This window comes from Blautia hansenii (assembly GCF_013304445.1).
Lineage (GTDB): Bacteria > Bacillota > Clostridia > Lachnospirales > Lachnospiraceae > Blautia.
The window spans coordinates 1-23,112 of the sequence record NZ_JAAITA010000023.1 but is presented as its reverse complement, the minus strand read 5'-3'; the positions used below and the strand labels follow the sequence as shown (position 1 = coordinate 23,112).

Here is a 23,112-nt window from a genome sequence, read left to right as displayed (position 1 = left end):
TATAAGAATTGCGAAAGCAGGAGGGAAAATCATGAAGATTTATGTAAATCAAAAAGCTTCCCGCCAGGGAAACGGAAGTAAGGAAATGCCTTTTAAACACATCAACGATGCTGCAAAGGTGGCAGAAGCAGGAGACGAAGTGCTGGTGGCTCCGGGCATTTACCGGGAATACGTTAATCCTGTAAATGCAGGGCGGGAGGACGCCAGAATCGTGTACCGTTCTACAGAACCGCTGGGCGCGGTTATCACCGGTGCAGAGGAGGCAAAGGGCTGGAAACACTATGGAGGAAACACTTGGGTGCTTCGCATAGAGAACGGTGTGTTCGGAGCTTATAATCCCTACACAGAAATTGTGGAGGGGGACTGGTATTTCTCACCCAAAGACCCGCAAACCGGAAAATTTACGGATATGCACAGAGGCGCAGTATATTTAGATGACCGTATGCTGTACGAGACCGCAACTTTGGAAGAATGTCTAAAAGGAGAAGTGTTTCCGGCTTCCTGGGAACCGGAATATTCCATATACAAATGGTACACAGAGCAGGACGGCAGGGAAACCGTGATTTATGCCAACTTCCAGGGTAAAAATCCCAATGAGGAAAATGTGGAAATTAATGTGCGCCGCAACTGTTTCATGCCGGACAAAAAGGGCGTGGGATACATTACTTTAAGCGGATTTCAGGTTAGCAAGGCAGCGACGAACTGGGCGCCTCCGGCTGCCTATCAGGACGGTATGATTGGCGCGCACTGGAGCAAGGGCTGGATTATTGAGGACTGTGACATTTCCAACAGCAAGTGCTGCGGGATTTCTCTGGGAAATTATCATCAGACAGAGAAGGAGAATGACAATTATTTTACCCGCAAACATGTGAAAAGCCCTACCCAGATGGAACGGGATGCGGTATGTATTGCCCAGTATGACGGCTGGACCAAAGAAACTGTGGGTTCTCATATTGTGCGCCGCTGCCATATCCACGACTGCGGACAGGCGGGAATTGTAGGGCGTATGGGCTGTGTCTTTTCTATTATTGAAGACAACCACATTCATCATATTAACAACATGCAGCAGCTGACCGGGGCTGAAGTGGCAGGAATTAAATTCCATGCGGCAATTGATGTGATTTTCAGAAGAAATCACATTCACCACTGCACCATGGGGATTTGGACAGACTGGCAGGCCCAGGGAACCAGAATCACCCAGAATCTGCTTCATGACAACTTCCTGCCGGAATTTCTTCCTATGAAAGACAATGGCATGGGATTTGGCATGGATTTGTTTATCGAAGTGGGACATGGACCTATTTTGGTGGACAATAATTTCCTTTTGTCCAGAACAGCGCTGCGCTGGGCTACCCAGGGTGTGGCTTTGGTACACAATCTGATTTGCGGCTCCTTTTCAGCAGTGGGCGTTGGCACAGATATGACAGCCAACGGTAAGAATCAGCCCCGTTACACCCCTTATCACATCAAACACCGCACAGAGGTGGCAGGCTTTATGACCATTCTTCATGGGGACAACCGGATTTACAACAACATTTTTATACAAAACTGGACGCCCCAAGAGAGAATTCCGGCAGACATGGTACTTCCGGATACGGAAAAGCTGGATGTGGGAAGCTTTGTTTTTAATGGGTATCCCACATATGAGGAATGGATTGCCAAATTTAAGCTGGGTGAAAGAGCGGATATGGATACCATGCATGAACTGATGCACGCCCATTTTGACCACCTGCCTGTCTGGATTGATGGTAATGCATATTTTAATGGCGCAAAACCGTGGAACCGGGAGGAAAACAAGCTGGTGGATACCGAGCATGAGGTCTTTGTGAAGCTGACGGAAGAAAAGGGAAACTGTAAAGTGAAAACCAATGTTTATGAATTTCTGGAGGGGATGCAAGACGGTATTATCAACAGCGATATTCTGGGTGAGGCGTTTGAGCCGGAAGAACGATATGAAAATCCGGACGGAACCGACCTTATTCTGAATGAGGACTATTTCGGAAATCACAGAGGCTTATCTGCGCTTCCGGGACCGGCAGTCAGTGGAGAAAATCTGGAAGCATTTGTCTGGGAAAACAATCGAAGCAAAATCAAATAAAGAGAGACAAGAAAGGGTTTCTTCTCCGCAAGGAGGGAAGCCCTTTAAAAATTTGCAGAAACAGAAAGAAAAAGAATGACGGAACTGCAATCGGAATGTTATAATAAGATAAAGTGTTACAAAAACTGAATTCTATATGGGGAAGGAGTTGGCCTATGGGGAATCGAAAAAATGAATGCAGCCTCTGCGGCGGAAAGTTAAGAAACGGAATCTGTATGGAATGTGGTATGGATAACCGTAAGTGTGATGATATGTATACCGGTGTTCTGAATCGAGGGCAATATCAGACACGGGAATCTGCGGCAAAGGAACCTCAGGCACAGGGGCAGAGGGAGGAAAGACAAGAAGTTTTGCAGCAGCCCGAAACCTCTCCAGGAGAGAAACAGCCGTTAAAGCAGCAGGTTTACCCGCCTTCCGGAACGCGTACAGCAGCCGGACCGTATGCTTCTGCCGGGCCTTATGCGTCACTAAGGAGTAATAGTGCAGCCCGGAGAGGGAACAAGGGAAGAAGTGGTCTCATGGTGTTCTTTTTGGGAATGTTTATTCTTATCGTGATACTGTGTATAGTGGGAGTTTCTCAATCCCATGAGTCGGATTCCTATTTGGAAACAGATACACAGGGGGAGAACTACGATGATTTTATGGAGGAGTATGACCCTTACCAGTATATAGAAGACCAGATTTCGCCTATAGGAGATACCTGGGAGCAGGCGCTCCCGGCAGGGCTGTATGTGGTTGGCACAGACATTCCGGAAGGAGAGTATGTGATTACAGGGGAAGAGGGCAGTTCCTGTGCAATTCGTGATGTAAATCATGCAGTATATGCTTCGTATTCTTTCGGAACGGAGGAATATGATACAGACGCTGCCCAAGGACAAAAGCTGTTTGCCGGTACGCTTGTCAGCGTTACGGGAATGAATCCGGTGGCTTTTTCTACACAGAATGCCCAGACAGAGGCTATGACAGAAAAAATGGCGAACCCTCTTACAGAGAGTGTGGAAATTGAGACAGGGACGGAGGTTGTTGTGGGACAGGATTTTCCGGCCGGTGTATATGATATAGAAAGCACAGGGGCGGAATTTGGACTTTTAGAGATGAAGCTGGATGAAGAAAAAGAGGGACTGTTCCTGGACAGTGTCCTTTTACTGGAAACAAACCCTACACAGGAAAATCCCAATTATTTTTCCTCCTATAAAAGCATGATATTGCCTGAAGGAACGAAGATTACCACAGATATCAGTGTAAGACTGGTTCCCAGTCCGGAAATTTCGGGGGAAGATTATATGGGAATTTACGAAAATACTACAGGATATGAGGGACAGGAATAAACATGAGCAAAAAAGAAAAGAAAAAACGGACAGCAGGGGACATAATACGCAATCTCATCTTAGTGATTGCCATAGGTGTGTTTGCGTTTTCCGCTTTCCAGCTTGGAAAAATCTTCCTGGAATACAAGGCAGGAACAGATGAATATAATAGAGTGCGGGAATATGTTACCGTAACAGAGCCGGAACCGGAGCAAGAGCAGGAGGAAACCCAGACTGAGCCGGAAGCAGAGGAAGCGAAGCCTGTGCCGCCCCAGGTGGATTTTGACAGCCTAAAAGCCATTAACCCGGATGTTATCGGCTGGATTCAGATAGAAGGCACTTCTATCAGTTACCCTATTATGAAGGGGACGGACAATGAGTATTATCTGAAACATACCTTTGAAGGGAATTATAATGCCGCCGGTTCCATTTTCATTGACTATACCAATAATAGCAATTTTGAAGACTGCAATACCATTATTTACGGACATAATATGAAAAACGGTTCCATGTTCGGACTTTTAAGAAAACATTTTAAAGACCAGGAATCCGTTCCGGGACGTTACATATGGATTTGCACACCGGATAAAAATTACAGATACGAAATTTTCAGCAGCCATGTGGTAGACGCGGCAGGAGAAGTATACACCCTGTTTTCCGCTCCGGATGAGCAGTTTGCGTCCTATCTGGAAAAGATGAAAAGCCAGTCCCTGGTGGATTTCCAGACAGAGGTGACGGCTGAGGATAAGGTGATTACTCTTTCCACCTGTACGGGAAATGACGCTACCCGCTTTGTGGTGCAGGCCAAGAGAGAGGGAACGTATTAGGCAGGAATGGTAAGGAGGCAGGCATATGGAAACAGTAGAAAAACTGAGAGAAATCATTGCACATACAGAGAATCTGGTGTTTTTCGGAGGGGCAGGCGTGTCCACGGAAAGCGGGATTCCCGACTTCAGAAGTGTAGACGGTCTGTATCACCAGCAGTGGGATTACCCGCCGGAAACCATTTTAAGCCATACTTTTTTTCAAAGGAATCCCGAAGAATTTTACCGCTTTTATCGGGCTAAAATGTTGTGTGATACCGCAAAGCCAAACGCGGCCCACAAGTATTTGGCACATTTGGAGAAGGAAGGCAAATTGAAAGCTGTGATTACCCAGAATATCGACAATCTGCACCAGATGGCAGGAAGCCGTAAAGTTCTGGAACTGCACGGCAGTGTTTACCGGAATCACTGCACGAAATGCGGCGCTTTTTATGATTTTTCATATGTGAAGCAGAGCAGCGGCATGCCCAGATGTGAAACCTGCGGCGGCATGATTAAGCCGGATGTGGTTTTATACGAAGAGGCACTGGACCAAAAGGTGCTGTCAGAAGCGGTTCATGCTATTTCCGAAGCAGATGTACTGATTATCGGCGGCACGTCTCTGTCTGTGTATCCGGCAGCTTCGCTGATAGATGATTTCCGGGGACGTTATCTGGTGGTTATCAATAAGGACAGAACCCCCAGAGACCGTATTGCGGATTTGGTTATCAATGCCCCTATTGGTGAAGTTTGCAGGTATCTGGAAGAGAAGAGGACAGAATAGAAAGTGAAACCAAAGGAGAAACAAAATCTTGAAAGACAGAAATTTTGATTATGAAGTGGGAGACATTGTAAAACTGAAAAAGCAGCATCCCTGCGGCAGTCAGGAGTGGGAAATTCTGAGAGTAGGAGCAGATTTCCGTCTGAAATGCATGGGCTGCGAACATCAGGTCATGCTGTCCCGCAGACTGGTGGAAAAAAACACCAGAGAATTGAAAAAAAAGGCTTGAAATCCCAGTCCTCTTATGGTAAAATCGGGAATTGTGATATATTATTATCCTTGTTCCCTGCTCATCAGGGAGCCAAAAGACCAAAAGGAGGTACAACAAGCATGAACAAATACGAATTAGCATTAGTCGTAAATGCAAAGATTGAAGATGACGCTCGTGCAGCAGTAGTGGAAAAAGCAAAAGGCTACATTGCCCGTTACAACGGAAACGTAACAGAAGTTGAAGAATGGGGCAAGAAAAGATTAGCTTACGAAATCCAGAAAATGCGCGAAGGATACTACTACTTCATCCAGTTCGAAGCTGATGCAGCATGCCCTGCAGAAATAGAACGTCATATCCGCATTATGGACAATGTGTTAAGATATTTAGTTGTTAAGAAAGAGGCTTAATTCTTTTGACGGCACGAATCGGCTCATTGAAAAACAGCCTTTTCTTTCCAGATTTATGAGGTGATAAGATGAATAAAGTAATTTTAATGGGTCGTTTGACAAGAGACCCTGAGGTAAGATATTCCGCAGGGGAAAATTCTATGGCGATTGCCAGATATACACTGGCTGTTGACCGCCGTTTCAGGAGAGACGGAGAGGCAACCGCTGATTTTATCGGCTGTGTGGCTTTCGGAAGACAGGCAGAATTTGCAGAGAGATATTTCCGTCAGGGAATCCGTATTGTAGTGACTGGACGTATTCAGACCGGCAGCTACACAAACAGAGACGGCAACAAGGTTTATACCACAGATGTAGTTGTGGAAGAGCAGGAGTTTGCTGAGAGCAAATCTGTAAGCGACGGTCATGTAGGACAGGCTTCTATGGGAGCACCTGCACAGGCTGCACCGTCTCCAAGCGCTGCATCAGCAGACGGATTTATGAACATTCCCGATGGAATTGACGAGGAACTGCCATTTAGCTAAGGCTGGCAGTAATATGGATAGGAGGTAAACAATCATGGCTTACGAAAAAGGTAATAGACCGGATTCTCCAATGAAGAGAAGAGGCGGACGCAGAAGAAAAAAAGTTTGCGTATTCTGCGGACAGGAAAATAACGAAATCAGCTACAAGGATGCAAACAAGCTGAAAAGATACGTATCTGAAAGAGGTAAAATTCTTCCTAGAAGAATCACAGGAAACTGTGCTAAACATCAGAGAGCGTTAACAGTAGAAATCAAGAGAGCAAGACATCTGGCAATTATGCCTTATGTTCAGGACTAATTGAGATGACAGGCGCACTGCTTCGGCGGTGCGCTTTTTTCTTGTGTAAAATCTTAAAAGATGATATAATACTGTTACCTATTAATCAAAAGATGGAATTCTTTTGGGATTTATCGGCAGGTGAAGAGATGAATGGAAAATTAAAAATTAAAGGCCAGCTGAAATTTTATATGCAGTGGCCCTTCATTCTGACCATAGTGCTGCTGGTCATGGATATACTGGTATTTACCGTGAATGTAAAAGCCGGGGCACTGGTGACAGGATTCCTTGCAGTCTATATGCTCATTGCGGTTTTCATGTATTTCCACAGCAGAGCTACGATTATGAGTGAGTTGATTTCCTTTGCGACTCAGTACGGGCAGGTACAGAAAACTTTGTTGAATGAATTTATTGTACCCTATGCCCTTTTGGATTATAAGGGAAAAATTTTATGGCTGAATGAAGAATTTGCAAAACTGACAGGGAAGAACAGGAGATACCGTAAGGCTATCAGCAGTCTGTTTCCGGAAATCACGCAGGAAAAACTTCCGAAAGAAGAGGATGCAGAAATTGCTTTTCAGTTTGAGAAAAGAGATTATAAGGCGGTTATGCGCCGGATTTCCATGAAAAAGCTGCTGGAGGAGTCTGGTCTGCTGGAAATTGAGGAAGGCAGTGATTTGATTGCCTGCTATTTCTTTGATGAGACAGAACTGAATCAGTACATTCGCCAGAAGGAAGACGAAAAGCTGGTAACAGGGCTTTTGTATCTGGATAATTATGAAGAAGCGCTGAACAGTGTAGAGGAAGTCAGACGTTCTCTTCTGGTAGCGCTTATTGAGCGAAAGCTGAACAAATATTTCAGCGATGTGGATGGACTCATTAAGAAGCTGGAGAAGGATAAATTCATTCTGGTTATGCGTCAGCGTTCTCTGGAAGAGTTAAAGCAAAAACGTTTTAACATTCTGGAAGAGGTGAAAACGGTTAATATCGGAAATGATATGGCCGTTACTATTAGTATCGGAATCGGTATCAATGCACCTACTTATGCCCAGAATTATGAATATTCCCGTATCGCTATTGATTTGGCATTGGGCCGCGGCGGTGACCAGGTGGTTATCAAAGATAGGGACCAGATGACATATTACGGCGGCAAATCCCAGCAAATGGGTAAAAATACCAGGGTAAAAGCCCGGGTGAAAGCCCATGCTCTCCGGGAATTTATGGTCAGCAAGGATAAGGTTGTAGTCATGGGACACAAGATTTCCGATGTGGACTCTATCGGTGCAGGTATCGGTATCTACAGGGCGGCAAAATCTCTGAACAAAAAAGCTCACATTGTGGTAAATCATCCCACCATGTCAGTGCGTCCGATTATGGAAAATTTCCTGAAAAATCCGGATTATGATGAGCATATGTTTATAGACAGCGATGAAGCAAAAGAAATTGTGGATAACAATACAGTCGTTGTGGTGGTAGATACCAATAAGCCGAGTTATACAGAATGCGAAGAACTTCTGCATAAGACCAAGACCATTGTGGTGCTTGACCACCACCGTCAGGGCAGCGAAGTGATTCAGAATGCAGTGCTGTCCTATATTGAGCCTTACGCGTCTTCGGCCTGTGAAATGGTAGCAGAGATTCTGCAGTATTTTTCTGATGATATCAGGATTTACAATATTGAAGCAGACGCGTTGTATTCAGGCATTATTATTGACACCAATAACTTTACGGCAAAGACCGGTGTGCGTACCTTTGAGGCTGCAGCGTTCCTGCGAAGATGCGGGGCTGATGTAACCAGAGTGCGCAAAATGTTCCGCGATGATGTGAAATCTTACAGGGCTAAGGCAGAAGCCATTCGCCATGTAGAGACGTATAAAACCTGTTTTGCCATTGCCGTATGCCCCAGTGAGGGTATTGATAGTCCCACCGTAGTGGCTTCCCAGGCGGCCAATGAACTGCTGAATGTGGACAGCATTAAGGCAACCTTCGTGCTGACGGATTATCAGGGCAAAATTTTTATCAGTGCCAGGGCTATTGATGAAGTCAATGTGCAGCTGATTATGGAGAAAATGGGTGGCGGCGGCCATATTAATATGGCAGGTGCCCAGCTTCCGGGTGTAACTGTGGAAGAAGCAATCCGGCAGTTAAAAGCAACACTTGACCAGATGATGAAAGAAGGAGACATAGAAGTATGAAAGTAATACTGATTGAAGACGTAAAATCTTTGGGCAAAAAAGGACAGATGGTAAATGTAAGCGACGGATACGCAAGAAACATGCTGTTTCCCAAAAAGTTAGGCGTAGAGGCAACCCCGAAGAATATCAATGATTTGAAGCTTCAGAAAGCACACGAAGACAAAGTGGCAAAAGAAAATCTGGAAGCGGCAAAACAGTTTAAGACAGAACTGGAAACCAAACAGGTGATGGTAAGCATTAAGGTGGGAGAAAACGGCAGAACCTTCGGTTCTGTTTCTACAAAGGAAATTTCCGAAGCAGCCAAAGCGCAGCTTGGTTATGACATTGACAAGAAGAAAATGCAGCTTGCAAATCCAATCCGGGAATTAGGCACCACACTGGTTCCGGTAAAACTGCATCCACAGGTGACTGCAGACTTGAAAGTTGTAGTAAAAGAAGCGTAAGAAGGGAGTTCCCGCCGAAATGGAAGAAGCACTGATTAAGAGAATCCTGCCCCACAGTATGGAGGCAGAACAGTCGGTCATCGGCTCTATGATTATGAGCAGAGACGCTATTGTAGAGGCGTCGGAGATGATTACAGGGGCGGATTTTTACCAGCAGCAGTATGGTATCGTGTTTGAGGCCATGGTGGAGCTTCATGACGAGGGAAAAGCAGTTGACCTTGTAACATTGCAGGAGAGACTGAAAGAAAAGGATTTGCCGCCGGAAATTTCCAGCATGGAATTTGTCCGGGATTTGCTGGCAGCAGTTCCCACCTCAGCCAATGTAAAATACTATGCCGAAATCGTAGCAGAGAAATCCATGCTACGGAAACTGATTAAGACCACAGAGGAAATCAGCAATGCCTGCTATCTGGGCAAAGAGAAGACTCAGGACATTCTGGAAGTGACGGAGAAAAAAATCTTTGACTTGGTGCAGAATAGGGGAAGTGAAGAGTTTGTGCCTATCCGCCAGGTGGTGTTAAACGCCATTGAAAAAATCGAGAAGGCTTCCAGAACCCAGGGCAGCGTTACCGGTATTCCCACAGGTTTTATCGATTTGGATTATAAGATGTCGGGATTTCAGCCTTCGGATTTGATTCTGGTGGCGGCCAGACCTTCTATGGGAAAAACGGCTTTTGTATTGAATATTGCCCAGTATATGGCCTTTCACAGCGATGTGACAACGGCTATATTCAGTCTGGAAATGTCAAAGGAGCAGTTGGTAAACCGTCTCCTGGCTCTGGAATCCAAGGTGGATTCCCAGAATATTCGAACCGGTAATCTGGAAGACGAGGAATGGGCGAAGCTGATTGAAGGCGCCAATATTATCGGAAAATCAAACCTGATTATTGATGATAAACCTGGTATTTCTATCTCGGAACTGCGTTCCAAGTGCAGAAAATATAAGATGGAACACAATCTGGGCATTATCTTTATCGACTACCTGCAGCTGATGACGGGGAGCGGAAGAAGCGAGTCCAGACAGCAGGAAATTTCAGAGATTTCCCGTTCTCTAAAGGCACTGGCAAGAGAACTGCATGTACCGGTGGTGGCTCTTTCCCAGTTGAGCCGTGCAGTAGAGCAGCGTCCCGACCACAGACCCATGCTTTCAGACTTGCGAGAGTCAGGGGCCATTGAGCAGGATGCGGACGTGGTTATGTTTATTTATCGTGATGATTATTATAATAAAGATTCCGAGAACAAAAACATTGCGGAAATCATCATTGCAAAACAGAGAAATGGTCCTATTGGTACCGTAAATCTGGTTTGGATGCCGAATTATACGAAATTTGTGAATATGAAAAAATAAGAGGCAGCCGCTTTCATGCGGCTGCCTCTTGGAATATCCGGTATCACTCGTCATAGATGCTGACAATTTCCCCTTCCAGAATCCGGTTCATATTTTTTACAGCGCAGAAGTTTCCGCACATACTGCAGGTATCTTCTTTTTCCGGTTTGGCCTCTGCCCGGTAGCGTCTGGCTTTTTCCGGGTCCATACTGAGCCGGAACATTTCTTCCCAGTCCAGCCTTTTTCGAGCCGTGCTCATGGCATAATCCCAGTCAGAAGCCCCATGGATTCCTTTGGCAATGTCCGCAGCATGGGCCGCTATTTTAGAAGCGATAATCCCTTCTTTTACGTCCTGTTCGTCCGGCAGACGCAGATGTTCTGCGGGAGTGACATAGCACAGGAAAGATGCACCGTGGGAAGCTGCTACAGCGCCGCCTATGGCAGCTGTAATGTGGTCATATCCCGGTGCAATGTCTGTCACCAGAGGACCCAGTACATAAAAAGGTGCACCCTGACATACGGTCTGCTGGATTTTCATATTGGCTTCAATCTGATTTAAAGGCATGTGCCCCGGCCCCTCGATAATGACCTGTACATTCTTTTCCCAGGCCCGTCGGGTTAACTCGCCCAGTGTCACCAGTTCTTCTATCTGGGAAATGTCCCCGGCATCTGCGATACAGCCGGGACGGCAGGCATCTCCCAAGCTTAAAGTCACATCGTATTTTTGACAGATATCCAGAATCCAGTCATAGTGTTCATAAAACGGATTTTCCAGTCCGGTCATTTCCATCCAGGCAAAGATAATAGAGCCCCCTCTGGAAACAATGTTGGTAAGCCGCTTGTTTTCTTTGAAACGGCAGGCAGTGCTTTTATTGATACCCACATGAATAGTCATAAAGTCCACGCCGTCTTTGGCATGCATTTCTACAATATCCAGCCATTCCTGTGTGGTGATGTCTTTTAATGGTTTATGGTAGTAAACCACAGCGTCATAAATCGGTACAGTTCCAATAATGGCAGGGCACTCCTGAGTCAGCTTCCGGCGGAACTTTCTGGTATCCCCGTAAGAACTTAAATCCATAATGGATTCTGCACCCATTTCCACGGCGCTTTGTACCTTCTGCAATTCCATATCAACGTCTTTCCAGTCCCTTGAAGTTCCCAGATTCACATTGATTTTCGTTTTCAGCATAGAGCCCACGCCGTTGGGATTTAGACATTTGTGCAGTTTGTTGGCCGGAATGACGGCTTTTCCCTCTGCCATGTACTGACGCAGTTCTTCGGGAGAGATACCTTCCTTTTCGGCAACAAGTTCCATTTCCTTTGTGATGATACCCTGCCTTGCGGCATGCATTTGTGTAGTGTAAGTCATAGGTTTTCTCCAATCTTTTATTTTTTAAACCAGAGAATCCGAACCTGCGGCACAGCCATTTTCCACAAAAAAGAAAAAGTCTGTGCCGAAAGGATGCACAGACATATAAAATCAGTATGTGTAAACTCCCTACGTTGGCATAATCCAAATCAGGTAATACAGGTCGAAGCCAAACTTCCTCTCAGCCCATGGGGCTCCCTGGTTATTTTTTATCAGTTTAGCACCGCTTTAAGTAGTTGTCAACAGTTTTTGTCGAACGTATTTTCTTGCAATTTAACAGGGGTTTGTTATAATAATTAGGAGAAACAAAGAAAGGGGTCAGTATATGCAGAAGGCCATTTATTCGGTTTCGGAGGCAGTTCACTTTCTGGGAATTCAATCCCATGTGCTCAGGTACTGGGAAGAAGAACTGTGCCTTCCGATTGGAAGAAACGAAATGGGACACAGATACTACACCCGATGGGATATTCAGGTTTTTCTGAGTATTAGAGAACTAAAGAAAAAAGGGTATGCACTGAAAGAAATAGGAGAACTGACAACCCTTTTTTATAAAAATCAGGCAGAGAAAAAACAACCTGAACATAGAACGGCGACCCTTTCCGTATCAAGGGAATTTATGGAAATTATCAGTAAACTTGTAACGGACAGGCTTCAGGAAAAAAATTCCGGGGAAGAGAGGTATAAAAGACTGGATGAGCGAATCCGCAGCTGCCAGCAGTACAGGCGGGAAGCGGCAGCGGCTGTGGAGAAGGAAGGGCAGAAAAAGAAACGGTTTTTTCAGAAAAAATAAAACGAAGAGGCAGGAATCACGAAAATTCCTGCCTCTTCGTATACGCTTCATGATACAAAACATCATAGATGTTTCTGTATTATGTAAATCTTAGCCTTCTACGATAGCTTCTGTAGGACAAACACCAGCGCATGTTCCGCAGTCAACGCATGTATCAGCGTCGATAACGTATTTGTCATCACCTTCGGAAATAGCTTCCACTGGACATTCACCAGCGCATGTTCCGCAGCTTACACATTCATCTGTAATAACGTATGCCATGATTGTACCCTCCTTATATATTCTGAACCTTGCGATTCAGTTCTTAGGGTTATTCTAATATATTTATTTCTATAATACAAGTCTTAATTTAGAAACATAGCAGGATTTTTTTGTGCATACAGGGGAAAAAAGGGAAGCGTAAAATGGAGAAAAACAGTTGAATATAATGAGAAAAGAGATTATAATAAGATAATAGAAAATTTTAAGGAGGAATTACCCATGAAAGTAACACCAGATATGACAATTGGTGAACTGCTTCGTTTAGATGAAAATATTGTGCCGATTCTTATGAGAGCAGGCATGCACTGCATCGGCTGTCCTTCCGCACAGGGAGAATCACTGGCAGAAGCAGCTATGGTTCACGGAATTGACGGAAATATGTTAGTTGCTCAGATTAACGATTTTCTGGAAAATAAATAAAAATGTGAAAAACCTCCGGGCAGAGATTCTGCTGCGGAGGTTTTTTGCTTGCATCTTAGAGTTTTGTCAGCTGTGTCAGTGCATTTTGCGGAATCATGCAACCGCCGTGCTCCTCCAGATAAGCCTGCTTGGCCGGGGAGAAAGAGGTACCGCATCCATATTCGGAAAGTATGTTGCATACTTTGTTGAAATCTTCCGGCAGGGTTTTCTCCTGACGCAGTATCAGTGAATAGGTACCGTCCTTTTCGTTTTTATACAAAGCGCTGAAACCTTGGAAAAAATTATTCAGTCCGTGAGCGGCTTCAATGACAGTATCCAGATTCCGGAATGTGTACTCGCGCATTAAATTTACGGAAACCGGAGTTTCCTCAGAAATCTCAGTCTTTTTTGTCTCTTTTGTAGTTTCTTCAGAATTTCTTTCTTTCTTTTTGCGTTCCATGGCTCTGGATTTTGCCTCATAAATTTTCTGGAAAATACCCAGAATATCGTCTGCACCTTCTACTTCCACCGGAGGGGCTTCCTCAGACGATGTTCCGGAATTGCCCAGAGGAGTAAATTTGGAAAAACGTGTATCCAGTTCTTCTGGGTCGTCTACCTTGGAAATAATTAAAATAATGCTGTCTGCAGATACGGGAATGGCCTCAATCATCAGAGGGGTATTGTCTGCTTCAAAGCCAAATTCCAGGTTAGCCTGCTGCATCATATCGCGAAAGAGACTTTTGGCATTTTCACTTCCGTAAGCCAGTTCGCTTAAACGAATATGCCGCTCTTCCAAATCAGCTCTGGTAAGTGTGCAGCGTATTTGATTTTCATTTATTTTTTCTATTTTCATAACATCACATCCTGTCTGGTTATTTATCTAAAGATGCTATTTTTCCTTTTATATTATATACTATGCACCGTCGGATTGTAAAGAAGAAATACTTGCTAATTTACCGTACAGATGCTATAATAGGGAACAGATAGAGAAGACTGCCCTGTAAATTTTACAGGAAGGAGTGAAACTCAGGTAGTCTTTTCATGTTCGGCAGATTTTATGATTCAAGAAATGCAGCATTCTGCTGCAGCAGGCGGATACATTCTGTATCACTGCAAATTTCCACTTATACCAGAACATACGGGGAGTCTTTCTTTATCTGTTTGTAACTGAATGAGGCGTTTTGTGCGGAAAAAAAGAAGAAGCAGGATAATAATATATCACAAACATTTGCATTCTGCGGGAGGAAAGTATGGATAAAAACGAAAGGAAGATTCTGCACCGGGAACTGGAGACTTATGAGGATATGGGGGTGACGTTGTATCTGAACGGAAGGTCTACCACACCGAAACGTATTGAGAAAGCATATAAGATGGCAGAAGAAGGCGGTTATATGCGGGATTACATTCAAGATGAAGATGGAAAGCTTCAGGCCGTTTCCTTTGATTTGGTAAAGGGCTGAATCACCATAATTGTGTATAAAAAAGAAAAAAATCTGAAAAAAACATGAAATCCTGGAAGAAATAGATGACGAAAGAAAAAAATATGCTATAATACACATAAAAAGAGAGTTTAAAAGGAGCTGGAAAATGGCAAAACGAAGGAAAAGAAGAAGACGCAGGAGAGGGATTCCTCCCGTGTTTATAGCATTATTTCTTATCGTAATTGTTGGTGCAGCAGGTATTATTACAAGTTATGTAAAGAAATATACACCGTCAGATACCAGAATGGATTTGGAACAGTACTATAAGCTGGAAGGTCAGGAGGAAGCTGCTTTGATTCTGCAGGATACGGTCAGTGACAGCAAAGGCCGGGTGGCAGACGGAAAAATCTATATCCCCTACAGCGTGGTAACGGATACGCTGGACGGAAGATTTTACTGGGATGAAGAGACACAGAAAATGCTGTATACCACACCCGATGCGGTGATGGAGATTCAGCCGGAAACTACGTTCAGTACAACCGCCGGGACAGAGCAGGAGGAAGGTTATGTTCTTGTAAAGGAATTTGACGGCAGTTATTACATTGCTCTGAACTTTCTGGAGAAATACATGCAGATAACAAGTCAGGTATATGAAAGTCCGGCAAGGGCTGTGATTTCTTATAAATGGCAGAGCATGCAGACTGTGGAAGCAAAAAAGGATACCGTGGTGCGTTATCAGGGGGGGATTAAAAGTCCGATTCTTTCAGAAGTGAAAGAGGGTGATTCCCTGCAGCTTCTGGAGGAAATGGAAAACTGGTCCAGAGTTATGACTGCGGACGGTTTGGATGGCTATGTGCAGAAAGAAGATTTAAAAGCAGCAGAAGAAACGGAACTGGTATATGAGGGCAGCTATGAAGAGAATTATACCAGTCTTACCAGAGATTATAAGATTAACCTGGCCTGGCATCAGGTAACATCCGAGGCAGCCAATTCTGCATTTGACCAGACGATGGAGGAGGTAAAGGGGGTGAATGTCGTTTCTCCCACCTGGTTTTCCGTTACGGGAGGCGAGGGTACCATTTCTTCCCTGGCCAGCGCTGAGTATGTGGACAAGGCTCATGCAAAAGGCATGGAGGTATGGGGACTGATTGATAATTTTGATGAAAATGTAAGCACACTGGAAACTCTGTCAAAGAGAAGCGCTCGGACTCATATTATCGAAATGCTTCTAAGTGAGGCAAAAAGAGTGGGAATGGATGGCATTAATGTGGATTTTGAAGCCCTGACAGAGGAAGAGGCACCGCATTTTATCCAGTTTATCCGGGAGCTGTCTGTCACCTGCAGGGCAAACAATCTGGTTTTGTCTATTGATGACCCGGTGCCGCAGTATACGGCTTTCTATAACCGAAAGGAACAGGGAATTGTGGCGGATTATGTGATTATCATGGGATATGATGAGCATACCACAGGTTCCGAAAGTGCCGGCTCAGTGGCTTCTCTGCCGTTTGTGGAGGAAGGAATTGTGCAGACGCTCAAAGAAGTTCCCAGGGAAAAGGTGATTAACGCTGTACCATTCTATACCAGATTATGGACAGAGAATAACAACGGTATGGTATCCAGTGAGGTCTTTGGCATGGACCAGGCGGACAAGTATGTCCAGGAAAAGGGGATGGAGGTCTACTGGAACAAAGACGTCTCCCAGAATTACGGAGAACTTGTTACAGCTGAGGGAACACAGAAAATCTGGCTGGAAGATGAAAAATCCCTGGAGGAGAAAATGAAGCTGGTTCAGCAGTATGAGCTGGCTGGTGTAGCTGCATGGAAACTGGGATTTGAACGGGCAGATGTCTGGGAAATCATCAGTAAATATTTACAGTAAGAAAAGAAAATACGAGGTGGAGTATCATGGCAGAATACGAAATGTTTAAGACAACCCTTATGGGCGGATATGACAAGGAAGAAGTGCAGGAACTGATTCAGAAGCTGAAAGACGAAATGGCAGAGATTCAGGTCAACTATAAGAAGCAGATTGCAGACCGGGATACAAAGATTGCAGAGCTTCAGAAACGAATTGAATTAAAAGAAGCTTATCAGGCCCGCATGGAGGAAGATATCAAGGAAAAATACCAGAAGTATATTGACAATTACGAAAGTATCGGAAAGCTGGTATTTGAAGCCCAGATAAAGGCGGAGGGCATGGAAAATGAAGCACGGGAAAAGTGTGAAAAAATGATAGCGGAAGCAGAAGAAGAAGCCAAACGCCGGGTGGAAGCTGTACAGTCAGAGATTGATGATAAACTTCTGGAAGGTAAGAAGAAATATGTGGCTGTACAGGAAGAAATGAACGGTATCGTAGAGCTGATTAATCAGGCTCAGAGAAGATTTATGTCTTCTTATAAGGAGGTACATCAGATTATCAGCAGTATGCCTACATCTCTGAGCGATATCGGGGAGGATACGGAACTGGAAATCCATAAAATCGAAATCCCGGAGGAAGAACATCCGGAAGCAGAAGTGGACGACGAACTGCATCTGGGAGATACCCAGGAACTGGACATCATGGATGCCATGGAGGATATTGCGGAACTGGAAGAGTTTGACGAAGAGGACGAGGAAGACGAAGACAGTAAGCTGGCGCTCCAGATTTCAAAACTGCTCAGCGAAGAGGATGAGGCCATGCTGGAAGAAGAACTGGATGGTCTTCTCAAAGAATAAAAGGTGGATAAAAGCGAGAATAGCAGAAAGGCTGCAGGATGCTCTTTTTAATAAAAAATGGAGCAGGCTGCAGCCTTTTGTTGTCTGTCAGTCTTCTTCAATAATCTGTAGTTCCAGATAGTCAAAGTCCAGGATTTCAATAAAATTATCCTGCGAAAACCGTACTTTTGAAAATTTCTGAAAGTCTTTGATGTTGGCATCCAGCCATATGGGGGATGGAAGATCAAACTCATGGCAGATGCAGTCCAGACAGTGAAATACCTTTTTTGTCCGGCTGTTTTTGGTATCATCACAGATCACCGTGCTTTTCTGAATGCGTGTGTCTTTATAAATATTTCCCATTAATCGGAACATGAAAAACGTCCTTTCTGTATTGTAATCGCTTCTATTTCGCATTGTGATATTTATTATAAGGAAGATGAGAAGGGCTGTAAAGCCTGTTTTCAAATCTTTTATGGACAGGTTGTATAGATTGTATATGGAATTTCTGAAAATCAGTCAAAATGACGGGATTGGTTAGGGGATTGTCCATGCTTACAAAGACTTAAAGTAATATTTGGGCATTTGACCTATGGAAAAAAAGCAGGGATAGAGGTATACTAAACACAGTTCAAACGAGAGCAATCGCATATGTTTAGGAGGATAATTAAAATGGCAAGTTTATCATTACAGCATATTAACAAGACTTACCCAAATGGCTTTGAAGCAGTAAAAGATTTCAATCTTGAAATTGCAGATAAAGAATTCATCATCTTCGTAGGACCTTCAGGTTGTGGTAAATCTACAACACTTCGTATGATTGCAGGTCTGGAAGAAATCACAGGCGGTACATTAAAGATTGGCGACAAAGTAGTAAACGATGTAGAACCAAAAGACAGAGATATTGCAATGGTATTCCAGAACTATGCTCTGTATCCACATATGACAGTTTATGACAACATGGCATTTGGTCTGAAACTGAGAAAAGTTCCAAAAGACCAGATTGACAAAATGGTAAAAGAAGCAGCTAAGATTCTTGACCTGGAAAAATTATTAGACCGTAAACCGAAAGCTCTTTCCGGTGGTCAGAGACAGCGTGTTGCTATGGGACGTGCTATCGTGCGTGAGCCTAAAGTATTCTTAATGGACGAACCTCTGTCAAACCTGGATGCAAAACTTCGTGTTCAGATGCGTACTGAGATTTCCAAATTACATGAAAGATTAGGTGCTACCATCATCTACGTTACACATGACCAGACAGAGGCTATGACACTGGGTACAAGAATCGTTGTTATGAAAGACGGTGTTGTACAGCAGGTAGATACACCGCAGACATTATACAATGCTCCATGTAACTTATTCGTTGCTGGATTCATCGGTTCTCCTCAGATGAACTTCTTAGATGCAGTTGTACATGTAAAAGGAAACGATGTTGAATTACAGATTGGCAGCACTACACTTCAGGTACCTGCTTCCAAGAAAAAAGCCCTTATCGAAGGCGGATATGATGGAAAAACTGTTGTTATGGGTATTCGTCCAGAGCATGTATATGACGATGAAGCTCGTATCCAGGCATTCCCGAACAGCACAATCGAAGGAAAAATTACTGTTTACGAATTACTTGGTGCTGAAGTTTATCTGTACTTTGATACAGAAGGATTCTCTATGACAGCAAGGGTAAATCCTCGTACAACAGCAAGAACAGGCGATACTGTTAAATTTGCATTAGACATGGAAAAAGTTCATGTATTTGACAAAGAAACAGAGCAGGTTATTACAAACTAAAAAATGTGAATGAGAATAGAATCCCGTCTGGAGTTTCCAGGCGGGATTTTTGAAAATCGGTGATATTTATTTTAGTCCAACAGCCGTGACCCGGAAAGCGTGGGATTAAAGTTTCCTTTCATACTCTTGATAGAGCGTGAAGTCAGCACATAATCTTCAGGAAGTTCACGAGGAGAAAATCCGGTCATTTCTTTGAAAGTTCTGTTAAAGTGTCGTATGGTATCAAACCCGCACAGAGTAGCGATTTCCGTAATGGACAGGTGTTTTGTGTTGTGCCGAAGCATGTCAATAGCTTTTTCAAGCCGTATGATATTCAGATATCTGGAAAAAGTCATTCCGGAAATGTTTTTAAAAAATTTAGAAAAATAAGGTTGAGACAGTCCCATAAAGCTGCTGGCGTCCGCAAAGGTGAGATAGCTGTATTTTTCTTCAATTTCACTGAGCAGGTTTTTATAATTTTCCATGGAAGTATGGAAGCGGTTTGCTTTTGGTTCCACAAGATTATGTGTCGACAGCGCTTCACAGCGGTAAATGTCCACTAAAAGACTGCGGATAAGGCTGGTGATTTTCAGTTCATAAAAGGGCTGTTTTTCCTTTAATTCATTTTTTACAGTCTGACAGAGCCCCGGAATCAAGGCAGCCATCCAGGAGTCCAGAAGAGGAGAGGCGAGTTGTGCCCGTCGGGTAATCTCCTGAATGATAGAGCCGTCAAACATGAGAATGGACGTAATGCTTCCCGGTTCCCCTTTAATATAGTGGATTTCCCCGCTTTCAATGAGAGCCGCTTCTCTGCTGTGAAGGTCATAGGCAGTATGGTTGAGGGAAACCGTTACGCTTCCTTTTTCAATATAAATCAGTTCAAATTCCAGGTGCCAGTGAGGCAAATTGTGCAGGTTTTCATAGCGTCCTGTCCAGGCTCGTTCTTTTCCTTCCCGTTTTTCAAAATTAGCCAGCATATGCAGCCCTCCTTTTGGTATACTGAAACTTTTCTTATACTGTAACAAAAAAGATAATAAATGTCCATATTGCGGCAACAAAGTTCTTTCTTTTTTTGCGCTGGAGAGTATACTGAAACGTAGAAAAAGGAACGAAAAATTGCCGGATGGCAGAGTATAATAGGAGGAAAATTAATATGTTGGAAATGAAAAATTATCAGTTCTGGTTTTGTACAGGTTCACAGGATTTATATGGACAGGAATGTCTGGAGCACGTGGCAGAGCACTCCAAAATTATGGTAGACAGATTAAATGAATCAGGGGTACTTCCCTATGAAGTGGTATGGAAACCAACTCTTTTGACAAATGCTATGATTCGTCAGACCTTTAATGAGGCCAATGCAGAGGAGACCTGTGCAGGTGTGATTACCTGGATGCACACCTTTTCGCCTGCAAAATCCTGGATTTTGGGACTGCAGGAATACAGAAAACCGCTGCTGCATTTGCACACACAGTTTAACAGAGAAATTCCATATGATTCCATTGATATGGATTTCATGAACGAAAACCAGTCTGCTCACGGAGACAGAGAATACGGTCACATTGTTAGCCGCATGAGAATGGAGCGCAAGGTGATTGTAGGCTTCTGGGACGACAAAGAAGTGCAAAAGAGAATAGCTTCCTGGATGCGTACCGCAGTAGGGGTGATTGAAAGCAGCCATATCCGTGTTATGAGAATTGCGGATAACATGAGAAATGTAGCGGTTACAGAAGGTGATAAGGTAGAAGCGCAGATTAAGTTCGGCTGGGAAGTAGACGCTTATCCGGTCAATGAGATTGCAGACGCAGTAAATCAGGTTTCTAAGGGAGATACCGATGCCCTGGTGGAAGAATATTATGATAAATATGACATTCTTCTGGAAGGCAGAGATGCGGATGAATTCCGAAGACATGTGGCTGTACAGGCACAGATTGAAATTGGTTTTGAACGTTTCCTGGAAGAGAAAAACTATCAGGCTATTGTGACACATTTCGGTGATTTGGGCTGTCTGCAGCAGCTTCCGGGTCTGGCTATTCAGAGGCTTATGGAAAAAGGCTATGGCTTCGGCGGAGAAGGTGACTGGAAAACAGCGGCCATGGTTCGTCTGATGAAAATTATGACACAGGGCAAAAAAGACGCAAAAGGAACTTCCTTTATGGAAGATTACACATACAATCTGGTTCCGGGAAAAGAAGGAATTCTGGAGGCTCACATGCTGGAAGTGTGCCCGACGATTGCAGAAGGGCCAATCAGCATCAAATGCCAGCCGCTGTCCATGGGAGACCGGGAAGACCCGGCAAGACTGGTGTTTACATCCAAGACAGGAAAGGGTATTGCAACTTCTCTTATTGATTTAGGAGACAGATTCCGTCTGATTATCAATGAGGTAAACTGCAAAAAGGTGGAACAGCCAATGCCGAAGCTTCCGGTAGCTACGGCTTTCTGGACACCGGAACCAAGTCTGCAGACAGGTGCTGAGGCGTGGATTCTGGCAGGCGGTGCGCACCACACAGCATTCTCCTACGATTTAACCTCAGAGCAGATGGGAGACTGGGCAGCAGCCATGGGCATTGAGGCGGTTTACATTGACAAAGATACCACCATTTGCAATCTGAAAAATGAACTTCGCTGGAATGAGGCAGCCTATAGACTAAACCTTTAAAATTCCAATATACCTGAAGAATCAAGATAAGAGTCCTCCGGGGAAGCGGTATCTGACCGTTTACCCGGGGGACTTTTGCCATATACGGCTTGCCAATTAAAAAAAAATAATGTATTATTATTTTAGAAAATCCCGGGACGGACCCAAAGGAGAGAGGAATTATGATTTCAAGCCAGGTAATACAAAAAACATTAGATGAACTGAGAATGATTACAAGAATTGATTTGTGTGTCATGGATATAGATGGGAAAGTCAACTCTACCACGTTTGCTACAGAGGAAGAAGATTTCGGTGATGTGAGAGCTTTTGCAGAATCTATGGCAGACAGCCAGGTGATGAAGGGCTGCCATTTCTTTAAGATTTATGATAATCAGACAGTAGAATATATACTGGTTGCCAAAGGAGGCAATGAAGATGCCTACATGATTGGCCGTGTGGCAGTAGCGGAGATTCAGAACCTGATTGTGGCTTACAAAGAGCGTTTTGACAAATCCAACTTTATTCAGAACCTGATTCTGGACAACCTGCTTTTGGTAGATGTTTACAACAGAGCAAAAAAACTGCACATTCCTGTGGAATCTAAGAGAGTAGTCCTGCTGGTGGAAACCAGAAATGAAAAGGACCAGGATTCCATGGAAATTTTGAAAAATCTGTTCATTGCCAGAAACAATGACTTTATTACTGCTATTGATGAGAAGAACATTATCATTGTCCGCACTTTGGAAGAGAGCGACGGATACGAAGAAATCGAAAATATTGCAAGTATGATTGTGGATATGTTAAATGCAGAGGCCATGTCTCAGGTTCGTGTTTCTTATGGTAACATTATTCACGAAATCAAGGATGTATCACGCTCCTATAAAGAAGCGAAGATGGCTCTGGACGTAGGAAAAATCTTCTATGTGGAGAAAAATATTGTAGGCTATAACAATCTGGGAATCGGACGTTTGATTTATCAGCTTCCTATGCCTCTTTGTGAAATGTTCATGAAAGAAGTATTTGGGGGCAAACTTCCGGAATCTCTGGATGATGAGACGCTCAATACCATTAACAAATTCTTTGACAACAACCTGAATATTTCTGAGACTTCCAGACAGCTGTTTCTGCACAGAAATACACTGGTGTACAGACTGGAAAAAATTCAGAAGAGTACAGGACTGGATATCCGCGTTTTTGATGACGCGCTGACCTTTAAGATTGCGCTGATGGTATCCAGCTACATGGATTTCATGAAAAATCAGGATTAATTGATAAGTATAACATAAAACTGCTGCAGAAAACAGGGAACAGAAAGTGTTCAAAACCGGTTTTCTGCAGCAGTTTCTTATTGTGTCAGCAATGAAATAAACCACCTGCTATGCGGGTGGTGGGAGAAATCTTTA

At 43.9% G+C, this 23,112-nt stretch carries 24 protein-coding genes and 1 riboswitch; of the genes, 19 read left to right on the top strand and 5 right to left on the bottom strand.

Annotated features, from left to right (window positions below; genetic code table 11):
* Positions 1-31 precede the first annotated feature (31 nt).
* From G5A70_RS13245 to dnaB, 11 genes are all read left to right on the top strand, one after another.
* Entirely contained in the window at positions 32-2,098 is a 2,067-nt protein-coding gene (locus G5A70_RS13245) for a right-handed parallel beta-helix repeat-containing protein (RefSeq protein ID WP_173750047.1), read from the top strand.
* A gap of 155 nt (positions 2,099-2,253) precedes the next feature.
* Positions 2,254-3,426 carry a hypothetical protein gene (locus G5A70_RS13240; RefSeq protein WP_173750046.1) on the top strand — a complete coding sequence of 391 codons (1,173 nt, stop codon included), beginning with the start codon at positions 2,254-2,256 and terminating at the stop codon, positions 3,424-3,426.
* A 2-nt stretch (positions 3,427-3,428) separates the two neighbouring features.
* On the top strand, positions 3,429-4,232 hold the full coding sequence (gene srtB, locus G5A70_RS13235; RefSeq protein ID WP_173750045.1) for a class B sortase: 804 nt from the start codon (positions 3,429-3,431) through the stop codon (positions 4,230-4,232).
* A 25-nt stretch (positions 4,233-4,257) separates the two neighbouring features.
* Complete coding sequence (locus G5A70_RS13230; protein WP_173750044.1) at positions 4,258-4,992, top strand: NAD-dependent protein deacylase; 735 nt, start codon at positions 4,258-4,260, stop codon at positions 4,990-4,992.
* A 28-nt stretch (positions 4,993-5,020) separates the two neighbouring features.
* Positions 5,021-5,218: a DUF951 domain-containing protein gene (locus G5A70_RS13225; RefSeq protein ID WP_173750043.1), complete on the top strand. Its 198-nt coding sequence runs from the start codon at positions 5,021-5,023 to the stop codon at positions 5,216-5,218.
* Between the two features lie 101 nt (positions 5,219-5,319).
* Positions 5,320-5,607, top strand: coding sequence for a 30S ribosomal protein S6 (rpsF, locus tag G5A70_RS13220; protein ID WP_173750042.1), 288 nt, complete (start codon positions 5,320-5,322; stop codon positions 5,605-5,607).
* 68 nt (positions 5,608-5,675) lie between these two features.
* Positions 5,676-6,128 carry a single-stranded DNA-binding protein gene (locus tag G5A70_RS13215; RefSeq protein WP_173750041.1) on the top strand — a complete coding sequence of 151 codons (453 nt, stop codon included), beginning with the start codon at positions 5,676-5,678 and terminating at the stop codon, positions 6,126-6,128.
* 34 nt (positions 6,129-6,162) lie between these two features.
* Complete coding sequence (gene rpsR, locus G5A70_RS13210; protein ID WP_022268174.1) at positions 6,163-6,426, top strand: 30S ribosomal protein S18; 264 nt, start codon at positions 6,163-6,165, stop codon at positions 6,424-6,426.
* Positions 6,427-6,554: 128 nt separating this feature from the next.
* On the top strand, positions 6,555-8,600 hold the full coding sequence (locus tag G5A70_RS13205; RefSeq protein ID WP_173750040.1) for a DHH family phosphoesterase: 2,046 nt from the start codon (positions 6,555-6,557) through the stop codon (positions 8,598-8,600).
* On the top strand, positions 8,597-9,043 hold the full coding sequence (gene rplI, locus G5A70_RS13200) for a 50S ribosomal protein L9 (RefSeq protein WP_173750039.1): 447 nt from the start codon (positions 8,597-8,599) through the stop codon (positions 9,041-9,043). The genes G5A70_RS13205 and rplI overlap by 4 nt, the downstream gene beginning before the upstream one ends.
* A gap of 19 nt (positions 9,044-9,062) precedes the next feature.
* Positions 9,063-10,391 carry a replicative DNA helicase gene (gene dnaB / locus G5A70_RS13195; protein ID WP_173750038.1) on the top strand — a complete coding sequence of 443 codons (1,329 nt, stop codon included), beginning with the start codon at positions 9,063-9,065 and terminating at the stop codon, positions 10,389-10,391.
* Positions 10,392-10,434: 43 nt separating this feature from the next.
* Here dnaB and thiC read toward each other — a convergent pair whose 3' ends face one another.
* A complete protein-coding gene (gene thiC, locus G5A70_RS13190; protein ID WP_173750037.1) occupies positions 10,435-11,742 on the bottom strand; it encodes a phosphomethylpyrimidine synthase ThiC in 1,308 nt (435 codons plus the stop codon).
* A 109-nt stretch (positions 11,743-11,851) separates the two neighbouring features.
* A riboswitch (TPP riboswitch) is annotated at positions 11,852-11,953 on the bottom strand.
* A 114-nt stretch (positions 11,954-12,067) separates the two neighbouring features.
* Between thiC and G5A70_RS13185 the strand changes: the two genes are divergently transcribed.
* On the top strand, positions 12,068-12,532 hold the full coding sequence (locus tag G5A70_RS13185) for a MerR family transcriptional regulator (RefSeq protein ID WP_173750036.1): 465 nt from the start codon (positions 12,068-12,070) through the stop codon (positions 12,530-12,532).
* Positions 12,533-12,622: 90 nt separating this feature from the next.
* Here the strand turns inward: G5A70_RS13185 and G5A70_RS13180 are convergent, their stop codons facing one another.
* Positions 12,623-12,793 (bottom strand): DUF362 domain-containing protein, encoded by a 171-nt coding sequence (locus G5A70_RS13180; protein ID WP_009247091.1) that lies wholly within the window; start codon positions 12,791-12,793, stop codon positions 12,623-12,625.
* 219 nt (positions 12,794-13,012) lie between these two features.
* Between G5A70_RS13180 and G5A70_RS13175 the strand changes: the two genes are divergently transcribed.
* Positions 13,013-13,213, top strand: coding sequence for a DUF1858 domain-containing protein (locus G5A70_RS13175; protein WP_173750035.1), 201 nt, complete (start codon positions 13,013-13,015; stop codon positions 13,211-13,213).
* A 55-nt stretch (positions 13,214-13,268) separates the two neighbouring features.
* Here G5A70_RS13175 and G5A70_RS13170 read toward each other — a convergent pair whose 3' ends face one another.
* Positions 13,269-14,045 (bottom strand): adaptor protein MecA, encoded by a 777-nt coding sequence (locus tag G5A70_RS13170; RefSeq protein WP_173750034.1) that lies wholly within the window; start codon positions 14,043-14,045, stop codon positions 13,269-13,271.
* A gap of 397 nt (positions 14,046-14,442) precedes the next feature.
* Between G5A70_RS13170 and G5A70_RS13165 the strand changes: the two genes are divergently transcribed.
* From G5A70_RS13165 to G5A70_RS13155, 3 genes are all read left to right on the top strand, one after another.
* A complete protein-coding gene (locus G5A70_RS13165; protein WP_173750033.1) occupies positions 14,443-14,652 on the top strand; it encodes a hypothetical protein in 210 nt (69 codons plus the stop codon).
* Between the two features lie 127 nt (positions 14,653-14,779).
* The gene (locus tag G5A70_RS13160; protein ID WP_173750032.1) at positions 14,780-16,492 is read left to right on the top strand and encodes a glycosyl hydrolase family 18 protein; all 1,713 of its coding nucleotides are present in this window, start codon (positions 14,780-14,782) and stop codon (positions 16,490-16,492) included.
* A 26-nt stretch (positions 16,493-16,518) separates the two neighbouring features.
* Positions 16,519-17,328: a DUF3135 domain-containing protein gene (locus G5A70_RS13155; RefSeq protein ID WP_173750031.1), complete on the top strand. Its 810-nt coding sequence runs from the start codon at positions 16,519-16,521 to the stop codon at positions 17,326-17,328.
* An 87-nt stretch (positions 17,329-17,415) separates the two neighbouring features.
* On the opposite strand, the gene G5A70_RS13150 is transcribed toward G5A70_RS13155, so the two are convergent.
* Positions 17,416-17,682, bottom strand: coding sequence for a hypothetical protein (locus tag G5A70_RS13150; protein ID WP_173750030.1), 267 nt, complete (start codon positions 17,680-17,682; stop codon positions 17,416-17,418).
* A 297-nt stretch (positions 17,683-17,979) separates the two neighbouring features.
* On the opposite strand from G5A70_RS13150, the gene G5A70_RS13145 reads away from it, so the two are divergent.
* Positions 17,980-19,092 (top strand): ABC transporter ATP-binding protein, encoded by a 1,113-nt coding sequence (locus G5A70_RS13145; RefSeq protein WP_173750029.1) that lies wholly within the window; start codon positions 17,980-17,982, stop codon positions 19,090-19,092.
* Positions 19,093-19,163: 71 nt separating this feature from the next.
* Here G5A70_RS13145 and G5A70_RS13140 read toward each other — a convergent pair whose 3' ends face one another.
* Positions 19,164-20,048 carry a helix-turn-helix transcriptional regulator gene (locus G5A70_RS13140; RefSeq protein ID WP_173750028.1) on the bottom strand — a complete coding sequence of 295 codons (885 nt, stop codon included), beginning with the start codon at positions 20,046-20,048 and terminating at the stop codon, positions 19,164-19,166.
* Positions 20,049-20,224: 176 nt separating this feature from the next.
* On the opposite strand from G5A70_RS13140, the gene araA reads away from it, so the two are divergent.
* Together araA and G5A70_RS13130 are read left to right on the top strand one after the other, a co-directional pair.
* Positions 20,225-21,730, top strand: a complete 1,506-nt coding sequence (araA, locus tag G5A70_RS13135; RefSeq protein WP_173750027.1) for an L-arabinose isomerase — start codon at positions 20,225-20,227, stop codon at positions 21,728-21,730.
* A gap of 161 nt (positions 21,731-21,891) precedes the next feature.
* On the top strand, positions 21,892-22,977 hold the full coding sequence (locus G5A70_RS13130; protein ID WP_173750026.1) for a PucR family transcriptional regulator: 1,086 nt from the start codon (positions 21,892-21,894) through the stop codon (positions 22,975-22,977).
* Positions 22,978-23,112 lie beyond the last annotated feature (135 nt).

What these genes read in the sequence shown, in the direction of transcription:
- thiC (WP_173750037.1), bottom strand. Translation starts at nt 11,742, where the DNA reads ATGACTTACACTACACAAATGCATGCCGCAAGGCAGGGTATCATCACA.
- rpsR (WP_022268174.1), top strand. Translation starts at nt 6,163, where the DNA reads ATGGCTTACGAAAAAGGTAATAGACCGGATTCTCCAATGAAGAGAAGA.
- rpsF (WP_173750042.1), top strand. Translation starts at nt 5,320, where the DNA reads ATGAACAAATACGAATTAGCATTAGTCGTAAATGCAAAGATTGAAGAT.
- G5A70_RS13245 (WP_173750047.1), top strand. Translation starts at nt 32, where the DNA reads ATGAAGATTTATGTAAATCAAAAAGCTTCCCGCCAGGGAAACGGAAGT.
- G5A70_RS13150 (WP_173750030.1), bottom strand. Translation starts at nt 17,682, where the DNA reads ATGTTCCGATTAATGGGAAATATTTATAAAGACACACGCATTCAGAAA.
- G5A70_RS13240 (WP_173750046.1), top strand. Translation starts at nt 2,254, where the DNA reads ATGGGGAATCGAAAAAATGAATGCAGCCTCTGCGGCGGAAAGTTAAGA.
- G5A70_RS13180 (WP_009247091.1), bottom strand. Translation starts at nt 12,793, where the DNA reads ATGGCATACGTTATTACAGATGAATGTGTAAGCTGCGGAACATGCGCT.
- G5A70_RS13145 (WP_173750029.1), top strand. Translation starts at nt 17,980, where the DNA reads ATGGCAAGTTTATCATTACAGCATATTAACAAGACTTACCCAAATGGC.
- G5A70_RS13155 (WP_173750031.1), top strand. Translation starts at nt 16,519, where the DNA reads ATGGCAGAATACGAAATGTTTAAGACAACCCTTATGGGCGGATATGAC.
- G5A70_RS13140 (WP_173750028.1), bottom strand. Translation starts at nt 20,048, where the DNA reads ATGCTGGCTAATTTTGAAAAACGGGAAGGAAAAGAACGAGCCTGGACA.
- G5A70_RS13170 (WP_173750034.1), bottom strand. Translation starts at nt 14,045, where the DNA reads ATGAAAATAGAAAAAATAAATGAAAATCAAATACGCTGCACACTTACC.
- araA (WP_173750027.1), top strand. Translation starts at nt 20,225, where the DNA reads ATGTTGGAAATGAAAAATTATCAGTTCTGGTTTTGTACAGGTTCACAG.
- rplI (WP_173750039.1), top strand. Translation starts at nt 8,597, where the DNA reads ATGAAAGTAATACTGATTGAAGACGTAAAATCTTTGGGCAAAAAAGGA.
- G5A70_RS13205 (WP_173750040.1), top strand. Translation starts at nt 6,555, where the DNA reads ATGAATGGAAAATTAAAAATTAAAGGCCAGCTGAAATTTTATATGCAG.
- G5A70_RS13230 (WP_173750044.1), top strand. Translation starts at nt 4,258, where the DNA reads ATGGAAACAGTAGAAAAACTGAGAGAAATCATTGCACATACAGAGAAT.
- G5A70_RS13215 (WP_173750041.1), top strand. Translation starts at nt 5,676, where the DNA reads ATGAATAAAGTAATTTTAATGGGTCGTTTGACAAGAGACCCTGAGGTA.
- srtB (WP_173750045.1), top strand. Translation starts at nt 3,429, where the DNA reads ATGAGCAAAAAAGAAAAGAAAAAACGGACAGCAGGGGACATAATACGC.
- G5A70_RS13175 (WP_173750035.1), top strand. Translation starts at nt 13,013, where the DNA reads ATGAAAGTAACACCAGATATGACAATTGGTGAACTGCTTCGTTTAGAT.
- G5A70_RS13185 (WP_173750036.1), top strand. Translation starts at nt 12,068, where the DNA reads ATGCAGAAGGCCATTTATTCGGTTTCGGAGGCAGTTCACTTTCTGGGA.
- G5A70_RS13160 (WP_173750032.1), top strand. Translation starts at nt 14,780, where the DNA reads ATGGCAAAACGAAGGAAAAGAAGAAGACGCAGGAGAGGGATTCCTCCC.
- G5A70_RS13130 (WP_173750026.1), top strand. Translation starts at nt 21,892, where the DNA reads ATGATTTCAAGCCAGGTAATACAAAAAACATTAGATGAACTGAGAATG.
- G5A70_RS13165 (WP_173750033.1), top strand. Translation starts at nt 14,443, where the DNA reads ATGGATAAAAACGAAAGGAAGATTCTGCACCGGGAACTGGAGACTTAT.
- dnaB (WP_173750038.1), top strand. Translation starts at nt 9,063, where the DNA reads ATGGAAGAAGCACTGATTAAGAGAATCCTGCCCCACAGTATGGAGGCA.